The sequence below is a fragment of the Nitrospiraceae bacterium genome (assembly GCA_035623075.1).
Taxonomy (GTDB): Bacteria; Nitrospirota; Nitrospiria; order Nitrospirales; family Nitrospiraceae; genus DASPUC01.
In genome coordinates this window covers 1-21,459 of the sequence record DASPUC010000045.1, presented here as the reverse complement: position 1 = coordinate 21,459, position 21,459 = coordinate 1, and the positions used below count along the sequence as shown (strand labels likewise).

The window sequence follows — 21,459 nt, the reverse complement described above, 5'->3', positions numbered from 1 at the left end:
GATACGTCCGGATGCCTCGATACGAGTTCCGAGCGGCGCCCGCATATGCATCTGAATCACGCCCGACCGGATCTCGGGGAAATAATCACGGCCGAGGAAGAAAAAGAGGGACAGGGAGCCCACCGCGATCGCCAGCGAGATCTTCACGAAGGCGCTGCGATGGGCGATCACTCGTTCGAGCAGCAGACCGTACCCCTCGCGGAACCGATCGAAGTGGCGCTCAAACCCCTTCTGAAAACGGACGAAGAAGTTCCGCGATGGTTCCGTGCCGGCCTGTGTATGCTCTTCATGCGACTTCGACATGGTGACTCTTCATCATATATTTGGCCATGGTCGGCACCAGCGTGCGCGACAGAATGAAGGAGGCGATCATCGCGATGATGACCGCCTCGGCCATGGGCTTAAACAAGTAGCCGGCCACGCCGCCAAGACCAAAGAGCGGGAACCAGACGATCGCAATGCACAGGGTGGCGACGAGCGTCGGGACGACGATCTGATTGGCGGCGTCGATGATAGCCTGTTCCAGTGGCTTGCCCATTTCGATATGACGATCGATGTTCTCGATCATCACGGTCGCATCGTCGACCAGAATGCCAACGGCCAGCGCCAACCCGCCCAAAGTCATGATATTGATCGTCTCGTTGAGCCAATGCAGACCGATGATGGCGGTCAGAATGGACAGCGGGATCGAGGTCCACACGATGACCGTGGCCCTCCAGGAGCCGATCAGCAACAGCACGATGAGGCCGACCAGCACGCCGGCGGTTGTCATCTCGTGCACGACGTCCGAGATCGAATCCTTGACGAAGGTCGACGCGTCATCGAGAAGCCTGATCTTCACGCCCGGCGGGGAGACTTGCTCGGCGCGCGGGATCATCTTCTTAATTCCGTCGACCACGTCCAGGGTCGACGCTTCCGTGCTCTTCATTACGATGATGACGACTGTTTGTTTCCCTTTCACCAGTACCGCGTTCTGCTGCACCCGGCCCATGAGGGCCACCGTGGCGACGTCGCGCAGATAGACGAACGCGTTGCCTTCCCGCTTGATGGGAATATCGCCGAAATCTTCAATCTTCAACGGTGACGCGTTCGTCAAGACGATCCAGTCGGTCTGCTTGATCTTGATGTCGCCCGACGGCAACACGAGGTACTGCTTCATGAGGACATCGTGAATGTCCGTCGGCGTCAGGTGACGGGCGAGCAGTTTCTGCTGATCGAGGTTGACCATGACCTGCATGTCCTGGCCGCCGTACGGGTGCGGCAGAATCGCGCCATTTACCGTCACGAGGAGGGGTCGGATTCGCATGTAGGCGAGATTGTAGAGCTCCGCGGGCGTCATGTCGTCGGAACTGATTTGGAGCATGGCCACCGGGATGGAGGAGGGCGCGAGGCGCATGACCATCGGGGGAGAAATATCTGGCGGCAGTGCCTTCACGACGTTCTGGGCAATGCCCACGATGTCCGCTTCGGCCCGGCCCACGTCGACTCCGTCCTGCAGATAGATATTGGTAATGCTGCTGCCGTAGTAGGAATGACTATGGATATATTTGATACCTTCCACCGTCGAGGTCAGGAAGCGCTCGAACAGATACGTGATGCGCCCTTCCACCTGCTGCGGCAGCAGGCCGCTATAGATCCAGACTACGGAGGTGACGGGAATCGTAATATTCGGAAAGACGTCGGTCGGCATGTGGAGGATTGTGAGGCCGCCGAACAGCACGATCAGAATCGACATCACGACGAAGGTATAGGGCCGGCGCAGGGCAATGAGGACAATCTGATTCATGTGCGAGCTATACCAAAAGAGACTTGGCCTTCCGTCATTTTGGAGATCGCTGACCTAGAGTACTTCTTTGATTTCCTATGAGCAAGGGGATCGGTCGCCAATCAAGGCGATCCGGGGTGTAGCAAAGTGCTTACCTGCGTCGCGGCTGCGTTAGAAACGTGTGGGCGATCGCACGATGTGCTCAATTTATTAAGACAATTTCATCACTAGCTTCGTCTGGTTCTGTCTCTAACAGCCAGGCATAAAGAAAACAGATTGCGCATGTGCGCACTGAGCGCGATGTGCGGAATCTCACAATTTTGCGAGGAGGGCGACATATGCCGTCGGGCAAGGAGTCACCGAGATGTCGTTAGAAATGTGATGGTTGGACCGCCTTTCTTCATGCCATCGAATGGGTACTTCATTTGGTATTGATCTTGCGGGAATCGCTAAAGTTTCGAATGAGGCGAACAGCACGAAAGTAGCGGTGGCAATGCAAGGAGGCAGACAGAAATCAGCACTCAGGATTCAACCAATAATCGATTCAGGCCGATGTAGTCGCTGTACTGATAAAACCCTGTTGATGAACGAGTCATGAGCGTGAGCAGGAGGATGATAGTGGGAGTTCGGAAGATCAGCTTGGCAGTGACTGTCATCATTGGACTCGCAGGTGTCGTTGCAACACAGGACCTTGCTCGGGCTGAAGCCCTGACAGTTGGGGCGGCCCATAGTTTGAAAGCTCCATTTCAGGAAATCCTGCCGATTTTCGAGAAAGAATATGGCGTGAAGGTGGATGTGGTGTATGGTCCGTCGCAAATGCTTCGTCGGCAGATTGAACAGGGAGCTCCGATTGATGTGTTCCTTCCTGAGGCGTTTGAGGAAGTTGAGAAATTGCATAAGAAGGGGCTGACTCTCCACGGAGGACCTCAGATTTATGCACAGACTTCTCTCGTGCTCGTTATGGCAACGGCCTCCCCGGCAACATCGATCTCCTTTCACGATGTGCTCCCCAACAAAGCAATCCGCGTCGCTCTCGTCGATCCTAATACATCAGCATTGGGAGAAATCACGGCCAGGGCCCTCGCAAAGCTCGACCCCTCGTATAAAAATCGTTCCCGCCTTTTTCACGCGGAGCATAGTGATGATGTCGTGAATCTGGTTGGGACAGGGGAGGCCGAGGTGGGCATCGTCTACCGCGTAGATGCGATCAACAGCGGACAAGTGCGCATCAGTGATGAAGCCCCGGTTGGAAGGCATATGTCGGTCCAGTTTGGGCATGCGGTGGTGTGGACCTGCCGGAACTCATCCCTGAGTGCCGCGGAACAGTTTTTCGATTTCATCATGAGTCCGCGCATACAAAAACTCCTGCTCAAGTACGGATTTGATTCTGTTCCAGCAAATGGGTAACCCAGTCCCTTCACTCACGCGTTCGTGACTGAATGCGGACCCGCCGTGCCGTGCGAAAAAGTGAATACACAAGTCAACACCGGTGATATCGACTCGCCATCATAGTCTCAGCAAAGCAGGGGGAACCATCCGCGGAAGCAATACATCCAATCATGACCGTATGTCGATCTGTCTCCGCGAGGCGGTTTATCTCATGATCACTTTGTCGCCTTTGTTCCAATACCATTGCATTGAGAAGTTCGGATAAAATGCATCCTGCGAATTCTGGCCGGCGACGGTAAATAGCACGCCGACGGCGCCGACCAGAGAGTCGGTAAACCTGAACTGAATTGCCGGTTCGATGCCGATGACGGTTGAGCCGTTAAGGGCTCCGGTATTGATCGCATGACCGTCAGCTCGCCAGGTAGCCGTACTGACGGTCACGAGTTCGAGGTTGTAGGCCAGACCCTTCTTGTCGTCCAAGAAATGCTCGAAGATCAATCGCGTGTTGATGACGTCCCCTGCATAGGTGTTTTGGCCAGCATTACTCCCGGGGGCTGAATAGGTGTAATAGACCCCGCCACTTATTCGAAAGGGGTTGCTGTTCTTTCTGAATGTCACGCCTTCTGTGAACCCCAATTCACCAAATTTGGTTGACGGCAGTCGGCCGAGCGGCGCGAATCCGCCGGGCGGGCGCTCCGTGCCAGTCACCCATCGGCTGGTGGGCAACACGATTTGCTGATACAGCGTCACAGATGGGCGCATGCTGTCAGGGTCCTGCACGATCGGTCGATATTTCATGATGAGCGAAGTGTCACCCATGCCGGTGTCCGTGGTCCATGGACCGCCTTTCCCGCTATTCGCCGACTCAGTGTCTTTGGACCAGAATGAAATCATGGAAGTGGAGGCTCCGAGTTCCACATGGTTGGTCAGGCCATAGGCTAATGTGACAAGCGGTTGAATAGCGTAGGTGTGAACTGGACCGTTCTTGGCGTCGGTAGGCAAAGACAGTGTATTCCCGTAGCTTTTTTCTGAAACTTGAGAGAAGAAGAAGGGGCGGACTGACAGTTGTCCCTGCGGATGAATGTCGACAGACTGAATCAGAAGCGGGCCCTCAGAAAATGGATTCCAACTCTGGCGATATTTCTTGATCTCCTCATCAGTCGGAACCAAGTCAAAGGCATGGGAGTTCAGCGGGAGAAGAAGCTGGAGTGGGACTCCCATGAAGAGCAGAACGAGAAGGAGCTTGGATAGGCGGTTGAGTACATTCATGCTTTATGATTGGTCCATTAAATATCTGTATTCCTGTCGAGATTATGTATTTTAAATATATTAAGTTACTTTACTTTGTCAACAATAAAATCACAATGCTCAAACATCCATCAAAATTCAAATATATATCAAACCAAACCTCTAGGTGAAGCCTATCCGGTCAGCTATTCGATTTACACCAAAGATCCATGGCAAAAATGACAAAGACCCAAGGGATTTTGTCCAATTATCCGTGCTCATCAGCCAAATAAGCTTTGGCACGTCGTCGATAATGGTGTGGACGATCCACACATGATGTTAAAAATAAAGCGCGACAAAATGAGCGGACTGCGCCACCGTATGCGAGGGCTCTATTACGCAGGCAGGTACTTGTCGCATTCACTGTATTTGATGACGTCGGGGCACGTGATGCCTTCGCCGTAGCTATAGCTGCCGTTTCGGATTTGAATTTTGCATCAAGGAACTTATGAAGGAACTTATAGTCGAGTACGAAAACGCAACCGGAAAGCCTATAAAGTTGTCGTTCAAATTTCTGGAAACTTCTGTTTCTGGAGTTCATGAGAATGACTCAAGGACAGGAGATCATGAAGCGGTATGGGTGAACCTTGCCCCATTAGATAAGGGGCAAGGGTAACATGGCTGGAATTCACACTTGTCTGCGCCGGCTGTGCTCAAGCGGTTACATTGACCCACGAGACGGAGAACGGAGGGGTCGTGACGTATTTGTTTAAAGAAGACCGCGGCGGTCCGATGGGGTCGCCTCACCGGAGAGAGGCCATCCAGGTCATGGAGAGGAAGTGCCCGTCTGGTTACACCGTTCTGAAGGATGGGGAAATACAAGGCTATAGCAGCATGTCGAGCGCGGAAGGTGCAGAAGGCGAGACCATCGGACGGCGTTGAGGCAAGCAGTTTCGGTGCAAATAATAAGAAGCATGACTCTCACTTGCCATGCCTTCACCCGTCCTATGGCATATTCCACAAGTAAGAGCACGGCGATCGCGAGTGGTTCAGGATGATTTCCTCTGTCTGGAATGTGGGGCGCTGGTCAAATGCTGTTCATTTCAAGGCTGATAGGAAAAGTTGGCTGCAGTTTTCTAGACATTTTTGGTCATTTACCTGCGCGTATGCATCGTGGATGAAGGGCATTAATATACTTGACTCATCATGGCTAAATGGCTATAATCCTCCTCAGAACCAAGGAGGACACCATGAAGCTCCCAAAGACTCTCCAAGAAGCCATTCACTACTTCGCTGATCCTGACCGCTGTTTGGATCTGCTGGTGGCTATGCGCTGGCCGAATGGTCCAGTCTGCCCACGCTGTAACTCTATGCGGTATGGCTTTTTGAAGTCTCGCTCGGTGTGGCAATGCAAAGAGTGTCGCAAGCAATACACTGCGAAGCTTGGAACGATTTTTGAGGATAGTCCCATTCCGCTTGAGAAGTGGTTCTGTGCGTTGTGGTTGCTCGTCAATGCCAAGAATGGCATCAGTTCCTATGAGGTTGCTCGGGCACTTGGTGTCACTCAGAAAACTGCATGGTTCATGATGCATCGGCTCCGCTTGGCCTTGCAGAAAGGCTCTCTTGACCGCAAGCTCATGGGCGATGTGGAAGTCGATGAGACTTACATTGGTGGGGAAGCTCGAAACATGCATAGAGACAAACAAATCAAGATGAAACGGCAAGAGGGATTTCTTCGCAAGGCGGTCGTCGTCGGGATGCTGGAGCGAAAAGGAGAAGTTCGTGCTGAAGTCATTAATCGGGCAACTAGTGATTGGCTGAAGTCGATGATTAAGAAACATATCGTTCCTGGCTCAAATCTCTATAGCGATCAGTGGCGCGGGTATCTGAATGCCGGAAAAGAATATGCCCATAAGGTCATTAATCATGCGGAAGCCTATGTGCAAGGAAATATCCATACCAATAGTATTGAAAGTTTTTGGAGTTTGTTGAAACGTGGCATCAAGGGCACTTATGTGAGTGTTGAGCCGTTCCATTTGTTCCGCTATCTCGATGAACAATCCTTCCGCTTCAATACTCGCAAAGACAATGACCAGGGCCGATTCATGGCTGCGCTCTCCTCTGTGCAGGGAAAGCGCGTTGACTATAAGGAATTGATTGGTCAAACGACGTGCTAAACATGGCCATTCTCTCGACTACAAGAGACAAGGCAGAGGAAAACGAATTTAGCGTGCATTTAAAACTATCAAGCCTCATTGATGGTCTTGCAATACTCAGACTTTTCTCTCAAGCTCGCGTACTACGAATAGCATTGATGATTCATTGCGAAATAGAACGCGACACGCTCACAGCGTGCTTGATTTTACCGTTCTTAATATCTTGAACGTATCGTTCCAATCCATCCTTACTGCAATACACAATTTTTAGATTTTTCTTTCGACTAAGTTCCATGCCCCAGTCTGGACGAGGCTTTGCTTTAGTAAAGCGCGATAATTCGGCCCTTATTGTATAGGCGATAAGATCAGCTGCCTGGAGAGGGACATGCTGCTTACGTGATCCGAATGTAATGGAGCCTAATCGATTACCCTTGTCTCGAAACTGTTTTATTCTTTTGTAAGACTCGGTAGCACCATCTGCGAACTGCTGATTCTGCTCAAAAATAAAGGCGACTTGTTCTCCAGCTGGAAGATGAAGTGTATCGAGTTCGGACAGCAAAATGTCAATTAGCATCTGAAAACAAAAATAATAGGGATGTTTATGCTCGCGTTTAATCTGGGCGGGCAGAATTTTATTATAATCATCTACTACGACTAATCCTCCGAAACCTCCGCACGTATGACGACGAGCAATTGCAATAAGTTCATTGATAAATTCATCACGTTTCTCCTTGCTCCAATTGCGATATGGCAATTCTTTGTCGCGCATAAACCTTGCCAAATGAAATTCATCAACATGATACTTATTGAGGCATTTTGTCCATCTCCCCTGAAAATGTTTCCAATCTTCCTCATGTGCGAGGTATCCCGCGACAGCGATGACATCTGATCCAGGATGAGTACCAGACCGATCATGCGTGCCGCTCTCATCACCATAAAATGTCAACATCATCCATAGTTTTTCTAAAAGAATTGAAGCGAGATGATGAACTCCACAATAGGAGGTCATTGTAGACCTTCCGCATGGAGAGTGTTATAGTCCTCTGCATGACGACCTCTAGAACGCCCTTCGATTACTTCAAAGAGGCCCTGGCGAAGGTGGTTGCAGTCCCGAAGTCTGCCATTAAGCCTCCCAAGAAGTCCCCCAAGAAAACCCGCAAAAAATAGCTCTCCAAGCCCCGTTTCTTGCCTAGTAATCCACCATATTTTCATCCGATGAGTCAAGTATGTTACTCCCGGATGAAGCTCTCCCCAGCTTTTGTGGATAACCCTGTGTATACCGACCACTTCGATGAAGAAAGCAGTGCATTTCACCCCTAGGGTGACCTCATTGCCTATTTTTTAAGCATTGGTTAACTGGGCTGTCTGACCCCTACATCTTGTGGCTTTTCTTGTTGGAAGCAGACAAATTGTTAATCGCAGATTAGGAGCGGTGTTTAGCCGTTTCACGCGCGTATCGCCTCACGGGATGCGGATTTTGAGCTGAAGTTATACACAGAGACCGCATCGTCACAGGGTTTTTGTCACCTTTTATAAGAGGCCAAAACAAGGGGCTTGACAGCAGCCGTTCTGTGTGTAACCATTGGTTACAACATGAAGCCGGTGGATCTCAGACGAGTTCGTGAGCAATTAGGGTTCACGCAGCAGCAATTGGCCGATGCCTTGCACACCACGCGCGTGTCAGTAGCGCGCTACGAAGCGGGAATGCGACGTATCCCCGGGATGGTGAAGGTTGCGCTTGAGCAACTTGGTCGGTCGGCTGAAATTCCCATGGCAGGAATGGTGGCAGCTGGTTCACCGATTGAACCGGTGCAGCAGTCCGAACTCATCGATGTACCGCCGAGTATGTTGCGAGGCGGCAAGACATTTGCGCTTCGCGTGAAGGGGGAGTCGATGAAAGACGACGGGATTCTTCCTGGTGATCTCGTCATCGTTCGGAAGCAAGAGACGGCAAGAAACGGACAAACGGTGGTGGCGCTGGTAAACCAGGAGGCCACGATCAAGACCTATTTCAAAAAAGATTCGCACATTGAGTTGCATCCGGCCAATGCAACCATGAAACCGATTATGGTCGAGCCGTCGGATGACTTTCGCGTCGAGGGCGTTCTCATCGGGGTAGTTCGACATTGTCCGATTTAATACAAGGAGGGAAACGGTCATGCATATGACAGGACGACCGGTGGTAACAGATCGACTTGTGGACTTGGAACGGACGGTGGAGTCCCTGAATGGACAACTGCGTGAGATGCAAGGGGAGTTGTACCGGGCAACAAGAGCCAAACCGCTGTCCGTCCGTTTATGGCAGTCTCTTATGCCTCAAAAGGAGGAAGTCTTTATGTCCGCAGTCTGCAATCGACGCATTCGTCCCAACACAAAGGTGGTGTCTCATGCTGGTTCAAGAGCCTAGCGCGCAGGTCATGGTAGGCGGCCCCTGTTCCGATTGCGGTGCGACAGTCGAGCGACGAATGGAATGTGTCGACAGATTCACTCATTCGACCGTGGAGTTGTGTGCGTTTTGCTGGAATGCCTACCGGCAACGACAAGTATTTTCCGCCGGATGCTGCGGATAAGAGAAGGGTGAACGATGCGAGCAATCGTGGAGACAGCAGGGCTTCCATTTTCCGATTGTCGAAATGAAACCACTATGGGACGAGCGAGATATGATGCCATGCAGGATTGGTTTCTGGCGCTTCGCCATGCGCAGGTGCCTTTTCATTCGAACGACCGCCTGCTTCTGCTCTATGGGCATTCACTCGTGTTTCGATTGGGGCTCTATGCAGCCACGGAGCGGGTATTAGGAGGAGAGTCTGTGCTTTATCTCGACGGCGCCAATACCTTCGATCCCTTCGTCATCGGACGCTTGGCCCGTACCCATCGTCAGCAACCTCGCAAGGTGCTGTCGATGATCCATGTCGCTCGCGCCTTTACCTGTCATCAAATGGAACGGCTAGTGTCCGACTGCTTAGCATCGGCGCTCGACCGGTATCAGTCACGGCTTGCCATTTTGTCCGGTCTGTTCGACACCTTTTATGACCAAGCAGTTCCTGAGCCGGAGGCCTCACGACTTTTGAGCCGCATGATGGAGGCGACCAAACGATTGACGCAGCAGGGCTACATCTTGCTGTGTTTGTGCCCGCCAGCTCCAATCCTGACGCGCACCAGCCGACGTTACCTCGACCAGTTACGTGTTCAGGCCGATCGTGTCATTCGTGTGCAGGAAGAGGAAGGCTTGGTGCGGCTTGAAGAAGAAGGCAGCGAATTGGGCCGATCATGGGAAGTCGCTCGCACTGCCTTGGAGTCTCGATAGCAATGGGGCGGACGCTCGTCACGTTTACGCAATTGGTGCATCAGGAAATCGCAAGCTGGCGGCGTTACCGACGTGCCTTGCGCACAGAGGATCAGCAAGCATTAGACGTATTGTTTGCTGCAGCCCGGCAACATTCGGCAGCCGGCGCGTACCTGGCACGCGATACGCCGTTCGAAGTGATGCTGCTATCGATGCTATTGGAACATCAGAAACATCTTCAACGTCTATCTCGTGCCCTGGTCGACCACGATGTCCAGTCTTCCTCTTCACCATCTCACGGGGTGGCTCCTTGATGTCTATCCCGTTCATGACGGCATGGCGATATGGCTGCTCGATGATGAGGGGAGCCGGCGTCGCCTTGTCGATCCCTATGAGCCAGCTTTCTACCTCGCCGGTCGCCACACCGATATTGCACTAGCGACCCACCTCCTCACAGAACGTCACATTGTCCACCGTTGTCGCGCTGTCGAACGTCGGGAATTGTGGGATGCCGATACGATTCCCGTCAGTGAGATCTCGATCGTTCAACCGACGCGATTTCAAGAAGCGGTGAAGTTGGTGATGGAATCTGCGCCGCACCTTCGGTTCTATGAGGCCGATGTGCCGCTGCCACAACTGTATTTCTACGACCGCCATCTCTTTCCTCTTTGTCGCTGTGACGCCGATATCACCGGTGATGCAATCATTCAGGCTATCCAAGCCAGCGATTCTCCGTGGGACACGAACTATGGGATGCCACCCTTGTCGATCATTGAATTGATATTAGAAGGCACCTCACCCAATCCGAACCATGGCGGAGTATTCAACTTGCTTGTTCGGATCGAGGGGACGGAGTGGCGGGTCGAAGAAGAGAATGCCGCTGAGTTTGTCGAAACGATAAATGGACTCTTCCACCGCTATGACCCTGATATACTGCTTACGGAGTGGGGAGATTCATACCTCCTGCCTCGGCTGATGCATCTCGCGCGACTGGCGCGTGTACCGTTGATGCTCAACCGAGACACCACGCAGCCGATCGCCATGCGTGCCCCTCGATCCTATTTCTCCTATGGTCATGTGGTTGCGCAGGCCGGATCGCAAACGCTCTATGGACGGCTGCACCTCGACCGTCACAATTCCTTCGCGCTGGCAGAGACCGGAGTGGCTGGACTTTTCGAACAGGCGCGTGTAACGAAAGTACCGATCCAGCAGATGGCCCGTACGACAACCGGCACCGGCATTACTTCAATGCAGTTGGAGCGGGCTCATCAGGATGGCATCCTGATTCCCTATCGGAAACAACAGGCTGAATCGTTTAAAACCGCTTTCGAGCTGCTGGAAACAGATCAAGGGGGACTGACCTATGCCCCTCTTGCCGGCTATCACGAGTCGGTCGGCGAGCTGGACTTTGCGTCGATGTACCCCGCGATCATGGTCCAGTTTAATGTGTCCCCGGAGACAGTGAACTGCGCCTGCTGCAAGCACAATCCTGCCGCCCTCGTGCCGGAAATTCAACATTACACCTGCCGTCAATCGCGCGGATTGGTGCCGAAAACGCTTGCGCCCCTGCTCGCGAAGCGAGGTCGTTATAAGCGGCAGCTCAAAAATGCCACGAATGCCGCGATGAAACAAATCATCGATCAGCGTCAGACGGCGCTGAAATGGCTGCTTGTCGTGTCGTTCGGCTATCTGGGGTACAAGAACGCCCGCTTTGGCAGGATCGAGGCGCACGAATCGGTAACCGCCTATAGCCGGGATGTGCTGTTGCGAGCGAAAGACATTTCGGAGTCTCAGGAGTTCCGCTTGCTGCATGCCATCGTCGATTCACTCTGGTTACAGAAAAAAGGTGCGAGTAGGGAGGACTACGAACAGCTTGCGATGGCGATCAGCGCACAGACGAAACTGTCCATTGCCGTGGAAGGGCTCTACCGGTGGATCGGCTTTTTACCGTCACGGGTGGATCCGCGTATGCCGGTACATAATCAATTCGTCGGGTTGTTCGATGATGGTCGGATCAAAGTGCGCGGGCTCGAAATCCGGAGGTCGGATGCGCCGCTTATCGTCAAACGCGCGCAGACCGAGATCTTACAGAAGCTGAGTCAGGGGCGCACGATTGCCGAGTTGGAGGCGATCATTCCGGACGTGTTAGGGATCGTCGATGAGTATTGCAGCTATCTTCGTGAAGGGCGGGCGTCCGTCGAAGAAGTAGCCATCGGGAAAACGTTGACGCGGCCTCCCGAACGGTATCGCCACGCTACACGGACGAGCATTGCAGCAAAGGAACTCCAGCGTCGAGGGGTTTCCTTGCAGCCGGGTGAAACGATTCACTATGTGATCTGCGATAGTCAGGCGGCACTGCCGGAAGATCGTGTACGGGCTGTGGCTGGCTACGATGGCACGATCGCGTACGATACTGAAGCGTACGTGCAACTCGTCCACAAAGCTGCTCTTGCGATGCTCGCTCCGTTAGGTGTGAGAGCAAAGGAGTTGGAAAGGAAGGAGTAAATAAACGCGAAAGACTACTCTCCGTGCAGCCCAGCCGGTGCATCCATGGTGTAGTTCGGATCGTCGATTTCCCAAACGCTATGTTCCTTGGATAACCTGCTCCAGCCCCGGAGATATACGGCTGCAAGGACCGGATCAGATCTGACCCCTGGCTGTGTGGGAACCACCTGACCCACAACCGTCACTTGCGCCCAGTCATGATAGTGATCGGGGATCTTTCCTGCTTCCACGGCCACCCAATAATATCCGGCTTCGGAACTATCGGGATCGTCTGCCAGGTGAGGACGCTGATTGTCATCGAGCGGTCGATTCTTCATGCGGAGCCAAAGGCGCCCGTCTTTGTTCTCGTCGTGCACGATCACCCCTCCGAGGATCACGGTCTTGCCCTGATAGCGTTCCGGAGCCCGTTGCAAATCCGTGAAGGTGACCCCTTTCTCAACATTCCAGAGGTGCCGCCGAGGAACCGAGCTGCAGCTGACTATGGCGCAGAGCAACACCATTGCGACTACCAAGACGCCGGAGTGTCGCAAGTACAAACGCCACCGATTGACTAACAGGTCGTCAGGTGGACTTTTTGACAAAGTTGATGCGTCCTTCTGTACCAGAGTAACGCATGCAGTGTAGGGGAGACTGTTTAGGAAGACAAGCGGCTTGTGCTTACTCAGTGTTGCGCGTCTTAATCCGATTCGGATATGGTAGGGCCTGCCTGCCGTGACATGAACCCAAACTGGCCATAAAACCGATGTGCTCACGCTGGATACTGGCTGCCTGCATGTGGTTCACGCTGATTTCGATAGCGGGTTGTTTGCGCGTCCTGTCTCTTGATTATCACGCGTCCAATTCCGTGAAGGGGCAAGGTGCGGTTCATGTGGCACTCTTCCGATACCAAGCGGCAGACGAGCAGCGTGTCCGACCACATGAAGTCGAAAATCCACCGTGTTCAGAAGCGAAACTGTTTCTCTCCGAGCCGATTGGAGTCGTGTTCTCTCAGGCACTGCAATCCGAACTAGTGCGATCCGGGTATATGATTCAGGAATCAAGTCTGCGCACCATTTCCGGTGTGATCGCGAGATTCTATCTGGACTGGACGAAAGAAATGGAGAGAACCTTTGAACTCAAGGTGACATACGAGGTGCAGTCAAATGGTCGGCAGCCGTTCTCGTGGAGCTGCTCGTTCGTGAAAAGCGGAACGAATATGCTCGCGGAAGACGCGATACTGATCAAGGCAGGTATTGCGGACTGTATCGCGAGATTTCTTTTAGCAGCCCAGGAAGCACAAGCACTTTAGTACTGTGAATGGCAGGCAAGACAATGCCGAGGGAAGTTGTCATATTGCAACGGTAATAAATCAGAGGCTTCCGGTCGACCATGCTTGGTTTAATGGCGGTGACCCGTTTCGGGGAGTATTACATCGCACCGATCCAGGTACCGCGGTGGATAGAAGGGCGAACGGCGATCTGAACTGGAATAAATTCCGTTTAGCGAAAAGGTCGCGTGCCGTCAAGGCATTATGAAAGGACGGATATGTTTGGGCGAGAAACATCAACTGCCTGAATTATTCAAACCTTCGATCAGGGTACTGCTACAATCCTCCCAGGTTGATTCGAGTTACCTCAAAGGGTTACCTAAACCCTAGGGTCTGCATTGCAGCCTCATAAGATCCTGCGTGCGGGATTTTCATCGAGTTGAGCACGGGCGCCATATCAACTCCTCCCGCTGCTTCCGTGAAGTATACCAAGAGGCTATTCCCGGTCGTCAGTGCCCCCTGGTCGCAACTATTAAAGCTGAACGTATGGTGTGGATGGAAGATTCCATGAAGGAATGCTGGAGTCAGCAATCCGGCTTTCTTGACATGCCAGAAGTAACAATTCCCCACATCATGTAGTTCACTGAGGGCAGAACAATCAGAATCAAAACTGGACTTGTCGCTTGCAACGGGACCTAAGATTTCTTCGGGAATGAAGCCGACAGAGAAGGCTAATGCGTCGGCAATGCCCTCGTTCAAGCACGAGTAGTCACCCAAGAACATAGATTTGATCTCATCGAACAGTTCGTGCGCGTATTCATGGGCAAACAAGGGGATAGCACCATTCACAATGCCTCCCTTGCGAGCTACGCCTGAAGGGCTCCCATAATTGATGCCAACGATTCCATTTCCATACGAGAAGTTGCCCTCGCCGAGCCCACCTTTATTCAATTCGGGAGGAAAATAAAACGCCGTAACGTGATCCAGTGTCAAACCGGCCGTTGCCTGTTCAGCCGTGATGACCTTTTGCCCAAGGGCATGGAGATCGATCGCTGCCGTGCCGGTCTCATAACCGGTATGACGGTAGAAGACGCTATCGAGATGTGTGGAGCTGAGAATGGTGCTCTCAAAGCTGAGAGTCGTCGTTCCATCCCAGACAGGAACTATGGCGTTATAGCTGATCTGACCGTTCTGCTCCGATGAGCCGAGGATAATCTTTGAACCTAAGTCCCACACGGTCGAAGAACGAAGTGTTCCGCTTCCCGAAGTTAACTAAAGATTTGTGTGGGTGGGTGCGAAGATCAAAAGGGAGAGGCCGCTAATGGTTCTGCCATCAACTTGCGGGATGATCGTCGTGTTCCGCGTCGGGGTGCACGTCGGTTCGTTGTATGGGCAGATATAAATTACCAATGGCGGTGCTGAGGCACAGGGTTCACCATCGCAATAGGTGAGCCCAGGAGGAAGCGGAGCAGGCCGAGTCATCGAGATGCGAGTGACTTCTGAAGTGACCACGATTGCTGATTTCACATTGCCCAGGGTAAAACCCGCTGCTTCTCCACGCTCACCAGCCCCTACCGCTAAGGCAGAGGCCAGGCACACAACCGTGAGCGTACTCATCCCGGGAGGAAATTCTTTGAACATGGACACCTCTTGGTGAGGCCTCGAGCCTCCCGGACTATTGGCTCGAATCCAATCACTCAAAAGGAGGGGATAAGAAATGGATGTATTTCTTATCCACCGCGAACTGAACGGGCAGTTACCAGCTGGCAGGGCAGCAGTGTGACTGTATCAACCTGATTCCTTTTATTTATCAGCCTAAACGAAAGCTGTTCGTGGTGAACCGATTTCAGCTTTAAATGACCGCGCCCATCCAGGTATCGCTGCAGGTGCAGCGACAGGCGAAGCGTGTGTAAGATCATGGTAACGCAGCTGCTCAAAGTCCGTAGAGTTGCGCTGGTGGCCTAATTTGGAGTTTATGCAAATATGCCAGTCATCGTGGCGATGCGATGACTCCCCCAATCTCTGTCTGCCAGTTGATGGGGAGGTACAGAACCATTGAATGGTCACCTCTTCTGCTGAGCCGACCTCGCTTCTAGCAGGGAGTTGATGCGCTGTTCCTCACAGTCGAATTGGCCCTGCAAACAAATGCGAATTGTCTGCACCTGGTTGCATTGCTTTGAGGTTCCACAAATGCCATTGTTTCGTGGGACGTCGCGTTTAAACATCGGAATCGACTGTTGTGCCTGCATTGTGAGTGAAAGAGGTCTTGAGTCACCGCGTTCGAGTATTCTCCGCACTGTTGCTTATGTAGGCAAACGCCTACATCGTGTATTCATTGAAAAATATAACGCTTGCAGATGGATGTTCTTTCACCGCCTACACTCTTCCACCACGTCACAGCCGGTCCTCTCTTCTCTGGGGATGATCTTCCGAGTATTTTTATCTTTGCCTCCTCCTCTTACGACGGCACGCACCTTGCATAATTACGATAAGAAGGGGTGAATTGTTCCCCCTTTTTCGATCTCTCCTAATGTGGCTTAGTCAATTGAGCTATCAGATATAGATTTTTTGCGCGTGAGAAATTGGCTTCTCAGGGAAGGGTGTGATTAATACCGGAGAAACACGATGAGTATCCGCCTGAACTGGGTAAGAGCCATCGCTGCTGCCCTTGTGTTGTGGTCTAGTACTGCGTGGGGCGCTACGTTGACGTGGGATCCCGACCCTGCACCGAACTTGGTAGGATATCGCGTCTATCAATGCAGTCAGCTGCCCTGCACCCTAACGTCTGGCACGGCGTCTCTTCTCGTCACATTGGGAACGGTGACAAGTTTCTCTATCGGGACGCCGGCAGCCAGGGAGTACTATTTCATCACGGCCTATAATTCGTCCAACCTTGAGTCAAGCGAGAGCAACCTCGCGATCTTCACACCTGCCGGGGCTCCTCCAGTCGTGCTACCGGTCATCGGGGTGAGTCCGACGAGCCTCTCCTTCACTGCGACACAGGGTGGGGCCAACCCCGCGACTCAGACCTTGAACATTAGCAACACAGGGACCGGCACACTCAACTGGACCGCCAGCGACAATGCCGCCTGGTTGACGCTCAGTCCGGCCTCGGGGACTGGGAACGGAACCATGATGCTGAGTGTGACCACTGGCTCCTTAACGGCGGGGAGCTATAGCGGCATTGTGAGCATGAATGCCACCGGGGCCTCCTCGGTCACCGTACCGGTGACGCTCACCGTCGCAACAGCCCCCGTGCCACCGGCCATCGGGGTGAGTCCGACGAACCTCACCTTCACGGCGACACAGGGCGGCGCCAACCCCACGGCCCAGACCTTGAGCATCAGCAACACGGGGGGCGGCACGCTCAGCTGGACCGCCAGCGACAATGCCGCCTGGTTGACGCTCAGTCGGGCTTCGGGCACAGGCAATGGAGTTGTGACCGCGAATGTGGTGACTGGCACCACAGCCGTCGGAACCTACAATGGCACTATCACGCTCAGTGCCACCGGAGGCTCTTCGGTCACCGTGCCGGTGACGTTCATTGTCACGACAACTCCCACACCACCATCTGTTACTCCTCCGCAGGGAACTCCGCCGCCGACTCCAAGCGGCCTACACATCACTTCTGTGAACTAAGGCCTGTCTGGCGTGGGGACAAGACACCCGGATCGAACCCCCCGCTGGTTATGAGACCCACTGATTCGACAGATAAGCAGCTGAAGGAATTGAATCGTCAACATGCGAGGGTGGATGAGAGAGGGCCAGGGAGGGCCATCCTGTCAGTCTTTCTGTAAGCTAGTCGCAACCTCTGAACACCGGACCTCACTTCAGAAACCAAAACAGCGAATGGCCAGCGGACTTCTGCTCCTCGGCTCAGTGGGGAGGGGCTGTGACCTGTGAGTCCCATTTACCTCCTTGCCAGGAAGGTCGACAGAGGTGTTAGACCGACCATGCCACATCGTTAGATTGAGCAGTCACCCTTTTGGCCACGGGAGGTACCAGGGCTGGGTTAAAGGTGATGTGGTGCCAAGACCCAGGGCATACAGTAACCACGTCGACGCCACTGATCTTCGGGACGACGATAAGGATGTCATCGAGATTAAAGGAGGGGCAGATCAATCACACAATAAACCCCTATCTCGTTAATACTGCGAGAGGTAATATGGGATGGTGAACTCTACTGCATCAGCAAGGGGATTCTGACTGTCCCCGCCGGTTGCCGGAGTCAATGTTTTTACGAACACTCGCTTCCCAGTGATTGCAGCATCTATATAGACAACATAGACACTTGGGTCGTCGATATTATCAGTGTCTGTATAGAGCGCCCTTTTATATTCTGCTTGGGCGAGAGATTCAAATGCCTGTCGATCGACAAGTGTCGAGATGAGGGTTAGGGTATGAGTTGTAGTGGCTGCAACTGCCGGAGCGCCAATCATCTCCTCCAAGCCACTGTTCACTGCACTCCGTCTTAAGGCAGATTTTGCATTCAAGTAAACAACCAGGTGGTGAATGGTAAGTTCCCATGGCTGTTGAATTGAGCAAAATTTCTCAAACGCCCGGTGTTGAAGGAGACGGGTTGCCGGAGGGATGAGTACGCCGTCACCTTTCCGGAAAATTCCAAATGCGTCACTGGAAATCAGGAAGCTAAACGTTTCGCTCTCTTTCTCATTGGCAGGTCTGAGATCTCTTACGACGACAGAGTCGGATTTGTTGATGTCAGGCACATTAATCATGTGTCTTGCCTGGGCACAGCCTTGAAAGAACAGGCATAGAAGAAAAATCGATTGCTTCATAATCATTGTATTCGTTGAGAGGGGGCGAATCGTGAAGGGCATGAGCGGCTCGCAGGTAGGCCGATTGTAGGAGGGAGACGGATAAAGGCGCAAGCGTCGAGTCAACAAATCGGTGTATCGCGAGGGAAAGCACGACAGATGCAAGGATGCTAAGCTACCAGAGGGGCCTAGAGTGACCGTGCCAAGTCGATCGATGCCTGCTGGAGTCGGTCGAAGGACACATGGTCCACGAGGCGGCACTCGCCATCCACGATGTTCAGTCCTCCATCGACCGCTTCTTCGGTTCGGTAGAGTGACTGTCCGCTTCCCTCTGTGAGTCTGTACCCATTGCCATCCTCCACGATCAGGGCGGTCTTGATGACCTGCCCATCCTGCCGATAGGTCACTGCTGCTGACCGGTGATCGTCTGACCATGCCACGTGAATGGTCTGGTCTCGGAATTGGACTGCTTCAATCTGTCCATCCGGTCCACGGCTTATCTTGACCGGATTGTTCCCCGTCCAAAACTGGAGGGAGTTGAAAATAAAGGCATCGAGCAGCGCGGAGATCATGTAGACCGGGATGATGATCATCCCGAAGAACACAAATTCTTTCATCCATTTTTCATTCACCTCGCCGCTGCCTTTGATTTCGCTGTTCCAATGATAGACATTTCTGGTCAGATTGAAGGGGCCATAACACGCCGTCGTCACGCTCATGAACGACGTAATCACGGCGAGGGCGACGCCCCTCCGTATAATCGTGTTCTCTCTCATCGGTGAGCTCCTTTCTATTGCGTATGATTCAACAGCTTCCATTGTAAGGTTGGAATCATTACGTGGTCTGGCGCAAGGGTCCTCCTACAGGAAAGTCTCCCGTAAATCCTGTTGAGACTTTCTTGAGATCAACACTCTTATAGACAAGCCGGATCAACGGTGAGATCACACTCCAACGGCCCGATCACCGTCGGTCGCATATAGGTGGGAGCAGGGTCCTGGGCACCCATCGGACGATTGAGGGGTGGCCCTGCAGGCATCCCTGGAAGCCCCCGGCCCGCGGCGCTAGGTACCATTTGAGTCGGTGCCGTCGGCGTTGAGGTCGGGGCCGGAGTGAGTAGTGAGGTTCCACCAGCATTCGTGGTCGCAGCTGGTCCTGCGCTTGGCGAGGAAGGTTGAGGTCCTGATTGCTGACTCTGCGGTGCTTGATTTGGTGCAGTGGGAGCTGAAAGTGTTTGGGCCGCACACGGAAGAGTCAGCACGCTCAATGCTCCGCACACTTCAAGAACGAGAACAATCACCACTTGGTGTTTCATAGTCGTCTCTACCCTCGGAGACCTTCAAAGTCTGATAAGAAACATAGGCCGCCCGTGGAAGGGTGTCAAGGGAAGGACTTAATGTGGAGAATGAGTTCGAGCCAAATGATGAACCCTTCATTAACGGTAGTCTGAAACAATGTCGATCTCACCGCTAATTCTCTTTGACTCTTCGTCTTGGATCGACGAAAGTCGGCCAGGCCTTTGTCCCCAAGTGGAAACCGAGAGTAGGTTGGGAAAATCGTCGATAATGACTGGGAAACGAAATCCGCAACTCAGCCGCGACCTAAGGAAGTGGAGTCGAAGTATCCAACTCATAAGTCGCTGGTATTGAATGGTGGCGGTGACCCGGATCGAACGGGTGACCCGCGGCTTATGAGTTCCGTAGGGAGTACACCTAACCCTGCGAAATCCGCAGAAACACTGAGAATCACGCGGACAGGAGTGGGCCAAATACGGGTCACCTGTCCGCAATTCCGCAACCCAGGCGCAACCTCTGGGTCCCCCGCGCACATGAGGAAAGTAAGCCCATAAAGGGGGCCCCAACCCCCAATGCCCCGCTTTTACTTGCGTGGGAGTCCCGTTCCACTAGTGCCTATGGTACCGACGGTCGACAAGCCGTGTAACGTCTCTTGCCCCTATTTTTTCGCGCGCGTAAAATTTTGCACGCGTAAAATTTTGCACACACGAGTCACAGTTGTGACCGGTACTACACACGGCGCGGCCTCACAGCTCGCTGGGATGGCGTCCGCCGACCCCAGAAACAGTCGAACTCAAGCCAATGGAGTTGTCGGCATGACTCACTGAGAGGGTGGCCTAACAACTGGGGGGAGGTCAATGACATTGCTTCACAAGACACACGGAACTCCTGGTGGCTAAAGTGGGACTATACCCAAATAAATAATTCAGAGCATGTGGGGATCTGACTCCATCTCGCTGCTGCACACTCTGCCGTCTCCGTTCATTCAGGCGGTGTCCCTCGCTGGTTCACCCGTCTGACCTCATGCCCATCCCGTGAGCTCGGATGGCTTCGAAGCGCGGGCGCGCGTCTTGCGTCTACTCGATCACGAGACCGCAGCTCATTGTTACCAATTCTTCAAGTTTCATGACTCCCGTTGCCGCGGACTCCAGCGCCATGTTACAGGGACACATCCATGGTCGTCATTCTCTATAAATGAAAGGATGGTGGCACCATGACCCGTGATACAAATTGCATGTCTTTCTCCCTGCCCACCAGAGCCTGCTCACGCGTGGGAGCGACGCTCGTAGTGCTCCTCCTCATGAGTCTGGCGGTGGTTGCCGGTCTCCCAGCCCACGCCCAGGAGGTGTATGTTAGCAACTATCAGGGCAACACCGTGGGTGTATACACCCTCAACTCGGCAGGCACCGCGGTGAGTTCATCGAATCCTTCGTTCCTCTCGGGGTTGAACGGCCCAGCCGGCCTTGCCATTTCGGGCTCGAAACTGTTTGTCACGCAGCAATTCGCCTCGAGCGTAAGCGAATACACCACCTCGGGAACCCTGGTGAATGCTTCCCTCATCTCGGGGTTGGACGTCCCAGCCGGCCTTGCCGTCGTTCTCCCCGTGCCCCTGCCCGCTGCCGCCGTGCTCATTCCCACCAGCCTCGTGGCTATGGCGTTGCTCATGCGATGATCGATGGGAACCGACGCGGTCTAGTCCGCACGGCAGCAGCAGAGTAAGGGGTTATCGTCGGTCGCCACCGAAGACGCTGAGTGTCTGAGAGACATTATGCATCCCCACATCCGTGTGCGAAGCGGTGGTTCCCCAGCAGGTCTTTT

Annotated in this window: 20 protein-coding genes; 11 read left to right on the top strand and 9 right to left on the bottom strand. The window is 53.2% G+C overall.

Translation table 11 applies throughout. The annotated features are described in order from the left end of the window. Positions 1–303, bottom strand: a 303-nt coding sequence (locus VEI50_13860) for an efflux RND transporter permease subunit (protein HXX76210.1), incomplete at its 3' end; no start/stop codon positions are given. Then, positions 287–1,786, bottom strand: coding sequence for an efflux RND transporter permease subunit (locus VEI50_13855; protein ID HXX76209.1), 1,500 nt, complete (start codon positions 1,784–1,786; stop codon positions 287–289). The genes VEI50_13855 and VEI50_13860, both read right to left, overlap by 17 nt. Before the next feature lie 597 nt (positions 1,787–2,383). Between VEI50_13855 and modA the strand changes: the two genes are divergently transcribed. Continuing rightward, positions 2,384–3,172, top strand: coding sequence for a molybdate ABC transporter substrate-binding protein (modA, locus tag VEI50_13850; protein HXX76208.1), 789 nt, complete (start codon positions 2,384–2,386; stop codon positions 3,170–3,172). 186 nt (positions 3,173–3,358) lie between these two features. Here the strand turns inward: modA and VEI50_13845 are convergent, their stop codons facing one another. After that, a complete protein-coding gene (locus VEI50_13845; protein HXX76207.1) occupies positions 3,359–4,423 on the bottom strand; it encodes a hypothetical protein in 1,065 nt (354 codons plus the stop codon). 714 nt (positions 4,424–5,137) lie between these two features. Here VEI50_13845 and VEI50_13840 point away from each other — a divergent pair. Together VEI50_13840 and VEI50_13835 are read left to right on the top strand one after the other, a co-directional pair. After that, positions 5,138–5,323, top strand: a complete 186-nt coding sequence (locus VEI50_13840) for a hypothetical protein (protein HXX76206.1) — start codon at positions 5,138–5,140, stop codon at positions 5,321–5,323. 308 nt (positions 5,324–5,631) lie between these two features. Continuing rightward, the gene (locus tag VEI50_13835; GenBank protein HXX76205.1) at positions 5,632–6,558 is read left to right on the top strand and encodes an IS1595 family transposase; all 927 of its coding nucleotides are present in this window, start codon (positions 5,632–5,634) and stop codon (positions 6,556–6,558) included. 142 nt (positions 6,559–6,700) lie between these two features. On the opposite strand, the gene VEI50_13830 is transcribed toward VEI50_13835, so the two are convergent. Next, on the bottom strand, positions 6,701–7,489 hold the full coding sequence (locus VEI50_13830) for a DUF3800 domain-containing protein (protein HXX76204.1): 789 nt from the start codon (positions 7,487–7,489) through the stop codon (positions 6,701–6,703). A gap of 641 nt (positions 7,490–8,130) precedes the next feature. On the opposite strand from VEI50_13830, the gene lexA reads away from it, so the two are divergent. The 5 genes from lexA (at position 8,131) to VEI50_13805 (ending at position 12,328) form a co-directional block, all read left to right on the top strand. Beyond that, the gene (lexA, locus tag VEI50_13825; GenBank protein ID HXX76203.1) at positions 8,131–8,676 is read left to right on the top strand and encodes a transcriptional repressor LexA; all 546 of its coding nucleotides are present in this window, start codon (positions 8,131–8,133) and stop codon (positions 8,674–8,676) included. Between the two features lie 19 nt (positions 8,677–8,695). Further along, positions 8,696–8,944 (top strand): hypothetical protein, encoded by a 249-nt coding sequence (locus VEI50_13820; protein HXX76202.1) that lies wholly within the window; start codon positions 8,696–8,698, stop codon positions 8,942–8,944. 237 nt (positions 8,945–9,181) lie between these two features. Continuing rightward, on the top strand, positions 9,182–9,844 hold the full coding sequence (locus tag VEI50_13815) for a hypothetical protein (protein HXX76201.1): 663 nt from the start codon (positions 9,182–9,184) through the stop codon (positions 9,842–9,844). Positions 9,845–9,846: 2 nt separating this feature from the next. Further along, positions 9,847–10,137 carry a hypothetical protein gene (locus VEI50_13810; protein ID HXX76200.1) on the top strand — a complete coding sequence of 97 codons (291 nt, stop codon included), beginning with the start codon at positions 9,847–9,849 and terminating at the stop codon, positions 10,135–10,137. After that, a complete protein-coding gene (locus VEI50_13805) occupies positions 10,094–12,328 on the top strand; it encodes a DNA polymerase domain-containing protein (GenBank protein HXX76199.1) in 2,235 nt (744 codons plus the stop codon). The genes VEI50_13810 and VEI50_13805 overlap by 44 nt, the downstream gene beginning before the upstream one ends. A 14-nt stretch (positions 12,329–12,342) precedes the next feature. Here VEI50_13805 and VEI50_13800 read toward each other — a convergent pair whose 3' ends face one another. Next, entirely contained in the window at positions 12,343–12,909 is a 567-nt protein-coding gene (locus tag VEI50_13800) for a Slp family lipoprotein (protein ID HXX76198.1), read from the bottom strand. Between the two features lie 191 nt (positions 12,910–13,100). Between VEI50_13800 and VEI50_13795 the strand changes: the two genes are divergently transcribed. After that, positions 13,101–13,616 carry a hypothetical protein gene (locus VEI50_13795; GenBank protein ID HXX76197.1) on the top strand — a complete coding sequence of 172 codons (516 nt, stop codon included), beginning with the start codon at positions 13,101–13,103 and terminating at the stop codon, positions 13,614–13,616. Between the two features lie 333 nt (positions 13,617–13,949). On the opposite strand, the gene VEI50_13790 is transcribed toward VEI50_13795, so the two are convergent. Continuing rightward, positions 13,950–14,810 (bottom strand): hypothetical protein, encoded by an 861-nt coding sequence (locus VEI50_13790; protein ID HXX76196.1) that lies wholly within the window; start codon positions 14,808–14,810, stop codon positions 13,950–13,952. A gap of 36 nt (positions 14,811–14,846) precedes the next feature. Continuing rightward, on the bottom strand, positions 14,847–15,215 hold the full coding sequence (locus tag VEI50_13785; protein ID HXX76195.1) for a hypothetical protein: 369 nt from the start codon (positions 15,213–15,215) through the stop codon (positions 14,847–14,849). A gap of 984 nt (positions 15,216–16,199) precedes the next feature. On the opposite strand from VEI50_13785, the gene VEI50_13780 reads away from it, so the two are divergent. After that, positions 16,200–17,213 carry a hypothetical protein gene (locus VEI50_13780; protein HXX76194.1) on the top strand — a complete coding sequence of 338 codons (1,014 nt, stop codon included), beginning with the start codon at positions 16,200–16,202 and terminating at the stop codon, positions 17,211–17,213. 506 nt (positions 17,214–17,719) lie between these two features. On the opposite strand, the gene VEI50_13775 is transcribed toward VEI50_13780, so the two are convergent. Beyond that, the gene (locus VEI50_13775; GenBank protein HXX76193.1) at positions 17,720–18,370 is read right to left on the bottom strand and encodes a hypothetical protein; all 651 of its coding nucleotides are present in this window, start codon (positions 18,368–18,370) and stop codon (positions 17,720–17,722) included. Between the two features lie 167 nt (positions 18,371–18,537). Further along, a complete protein-coding gene (locus tag VEI50_13770) occupies positions 18,538–19,125 on the bottom strand; it encodes a DUF3332 family protein (protein HXX76192.1) in 588 nt (195 codons plus the stop codon). Positions 19,126–20,854: 1,729 nt separating this feature from the next. Here VEI50_13770 and VEI50_13765 point away from each other — a divergent pair. After that, a complete protein-coding gene (locus VEI50_13765) occupies positions 20,855–21,313 on the top strand; it encodes a hypothetical protein (GenBank protein ID HXX76191.1) in 459 nt (152 codons plus the stop codon). The last annotated feature ends 146 nt before the right edge of the window (positions 21,314–21,459 follow it).

Bases quoted from the DNA above. Each gene is read 5' to 3' on its own strand.
- VEI50_13855 (HXX76209.1), bottom strand. From the start codon at position 1,786: ATGAATCAGATTGTCCTCATTGCCCTGCGCCGGCCCTATACCTTCGTC.
- VEI50_13845 (HXX76207.1), bottom strand. From the start codon at position 4,423: ATGAATGTACTCAACCGCCTATCCAAGCTCCTTCTCGTTCTGCTCTTC.
- VEI50_13835 (HXX76205.1), top strand. From the start codon at position 5,632: ATGAAGCTCCCAAAGACTCTCCAAGAAGCCATTCACTACTTCGCTGAT.
- VEI50_13830 (HXX76204.1), bottom strand. From the start codon at position 7,489: ATGATGTTGACATTTTATGGTGATGAGAGCGGCACGCATGATCGGTCT.
- lexA (HXX76203.1), top strand. From the start codon at position 8,131: ATGAAGCCGGTGGATCTCAGACGAGTTCGTGAGCAATTAGGGTTCACG.
- VEI50_13820 (HXX76202.1), top strand. From the start codon at position 8,696: ATGCATATGACAGGACGACCGGTGGTAACAGATCGACTTGTGGACTTG.
- VEI50_13815 (HXX76201.1), top strand. From the start codon at position 9,182: ATGGGACGAGCGAGATATGATGCCATGCAGGATTGGTTTCTGGCGCTT.
- VEI50_13810 (HXX76200.1), top strand. From the start codon at position 9,847: ATGGGGCGGACGCTCGTCACGTTTACGCAATTGGTGCATCAGGAAATC.
- VEI50_13805 (HXX76199.1), top strand. From the start codon at position 10,094: ATGTCCAGTCTTCCTCTTCACCATCTCACGGGGTGGCTCCTTGATGTC.
- VEI50_13795 (HXX76197.1), top strand. From the start codon at position 13,101: ATGTGGTTCACGCTGATTTCGATAGCGGGTTGTTTGCGCGTCCTGTCT.
- VEI50_13785 (HXX76195.1), bottom strand. From the start codon at position 15,215: ATGTTCAAAGAATTTCCTCCCGGGATGAGTACGCTCACGGTTGTGTGC.
- VEI50_13780 (HXX76194.1), top strand. From the start codon at position 16,200: ATGAGTATCCGCCTGAACTGGGTAAGAGCCATCGCTGCTGCCCTTGTG.
- VEI50_13775 (HXX76193.1), bottom strand. From the start codon at position 18,370: ATGAAGCAATCGATTTTTCTTCTATGCCTGTTCTTTCAAGGCTGTGCC.
- VEI50_13770 (HXX76192.1), bottom strand. From the start codon at position 19,125: ATGAGAGAGAACACGATTATACGGAGGGGCGTCGCCCTCGCCGTGATT.
- VEI50_13765 (HXX76191.1), top strand. From the start codon at position 20,855: ATGACCCGTGATACAAATTGCATGTCTTTCTCCCTGCCCACCAGAGCC.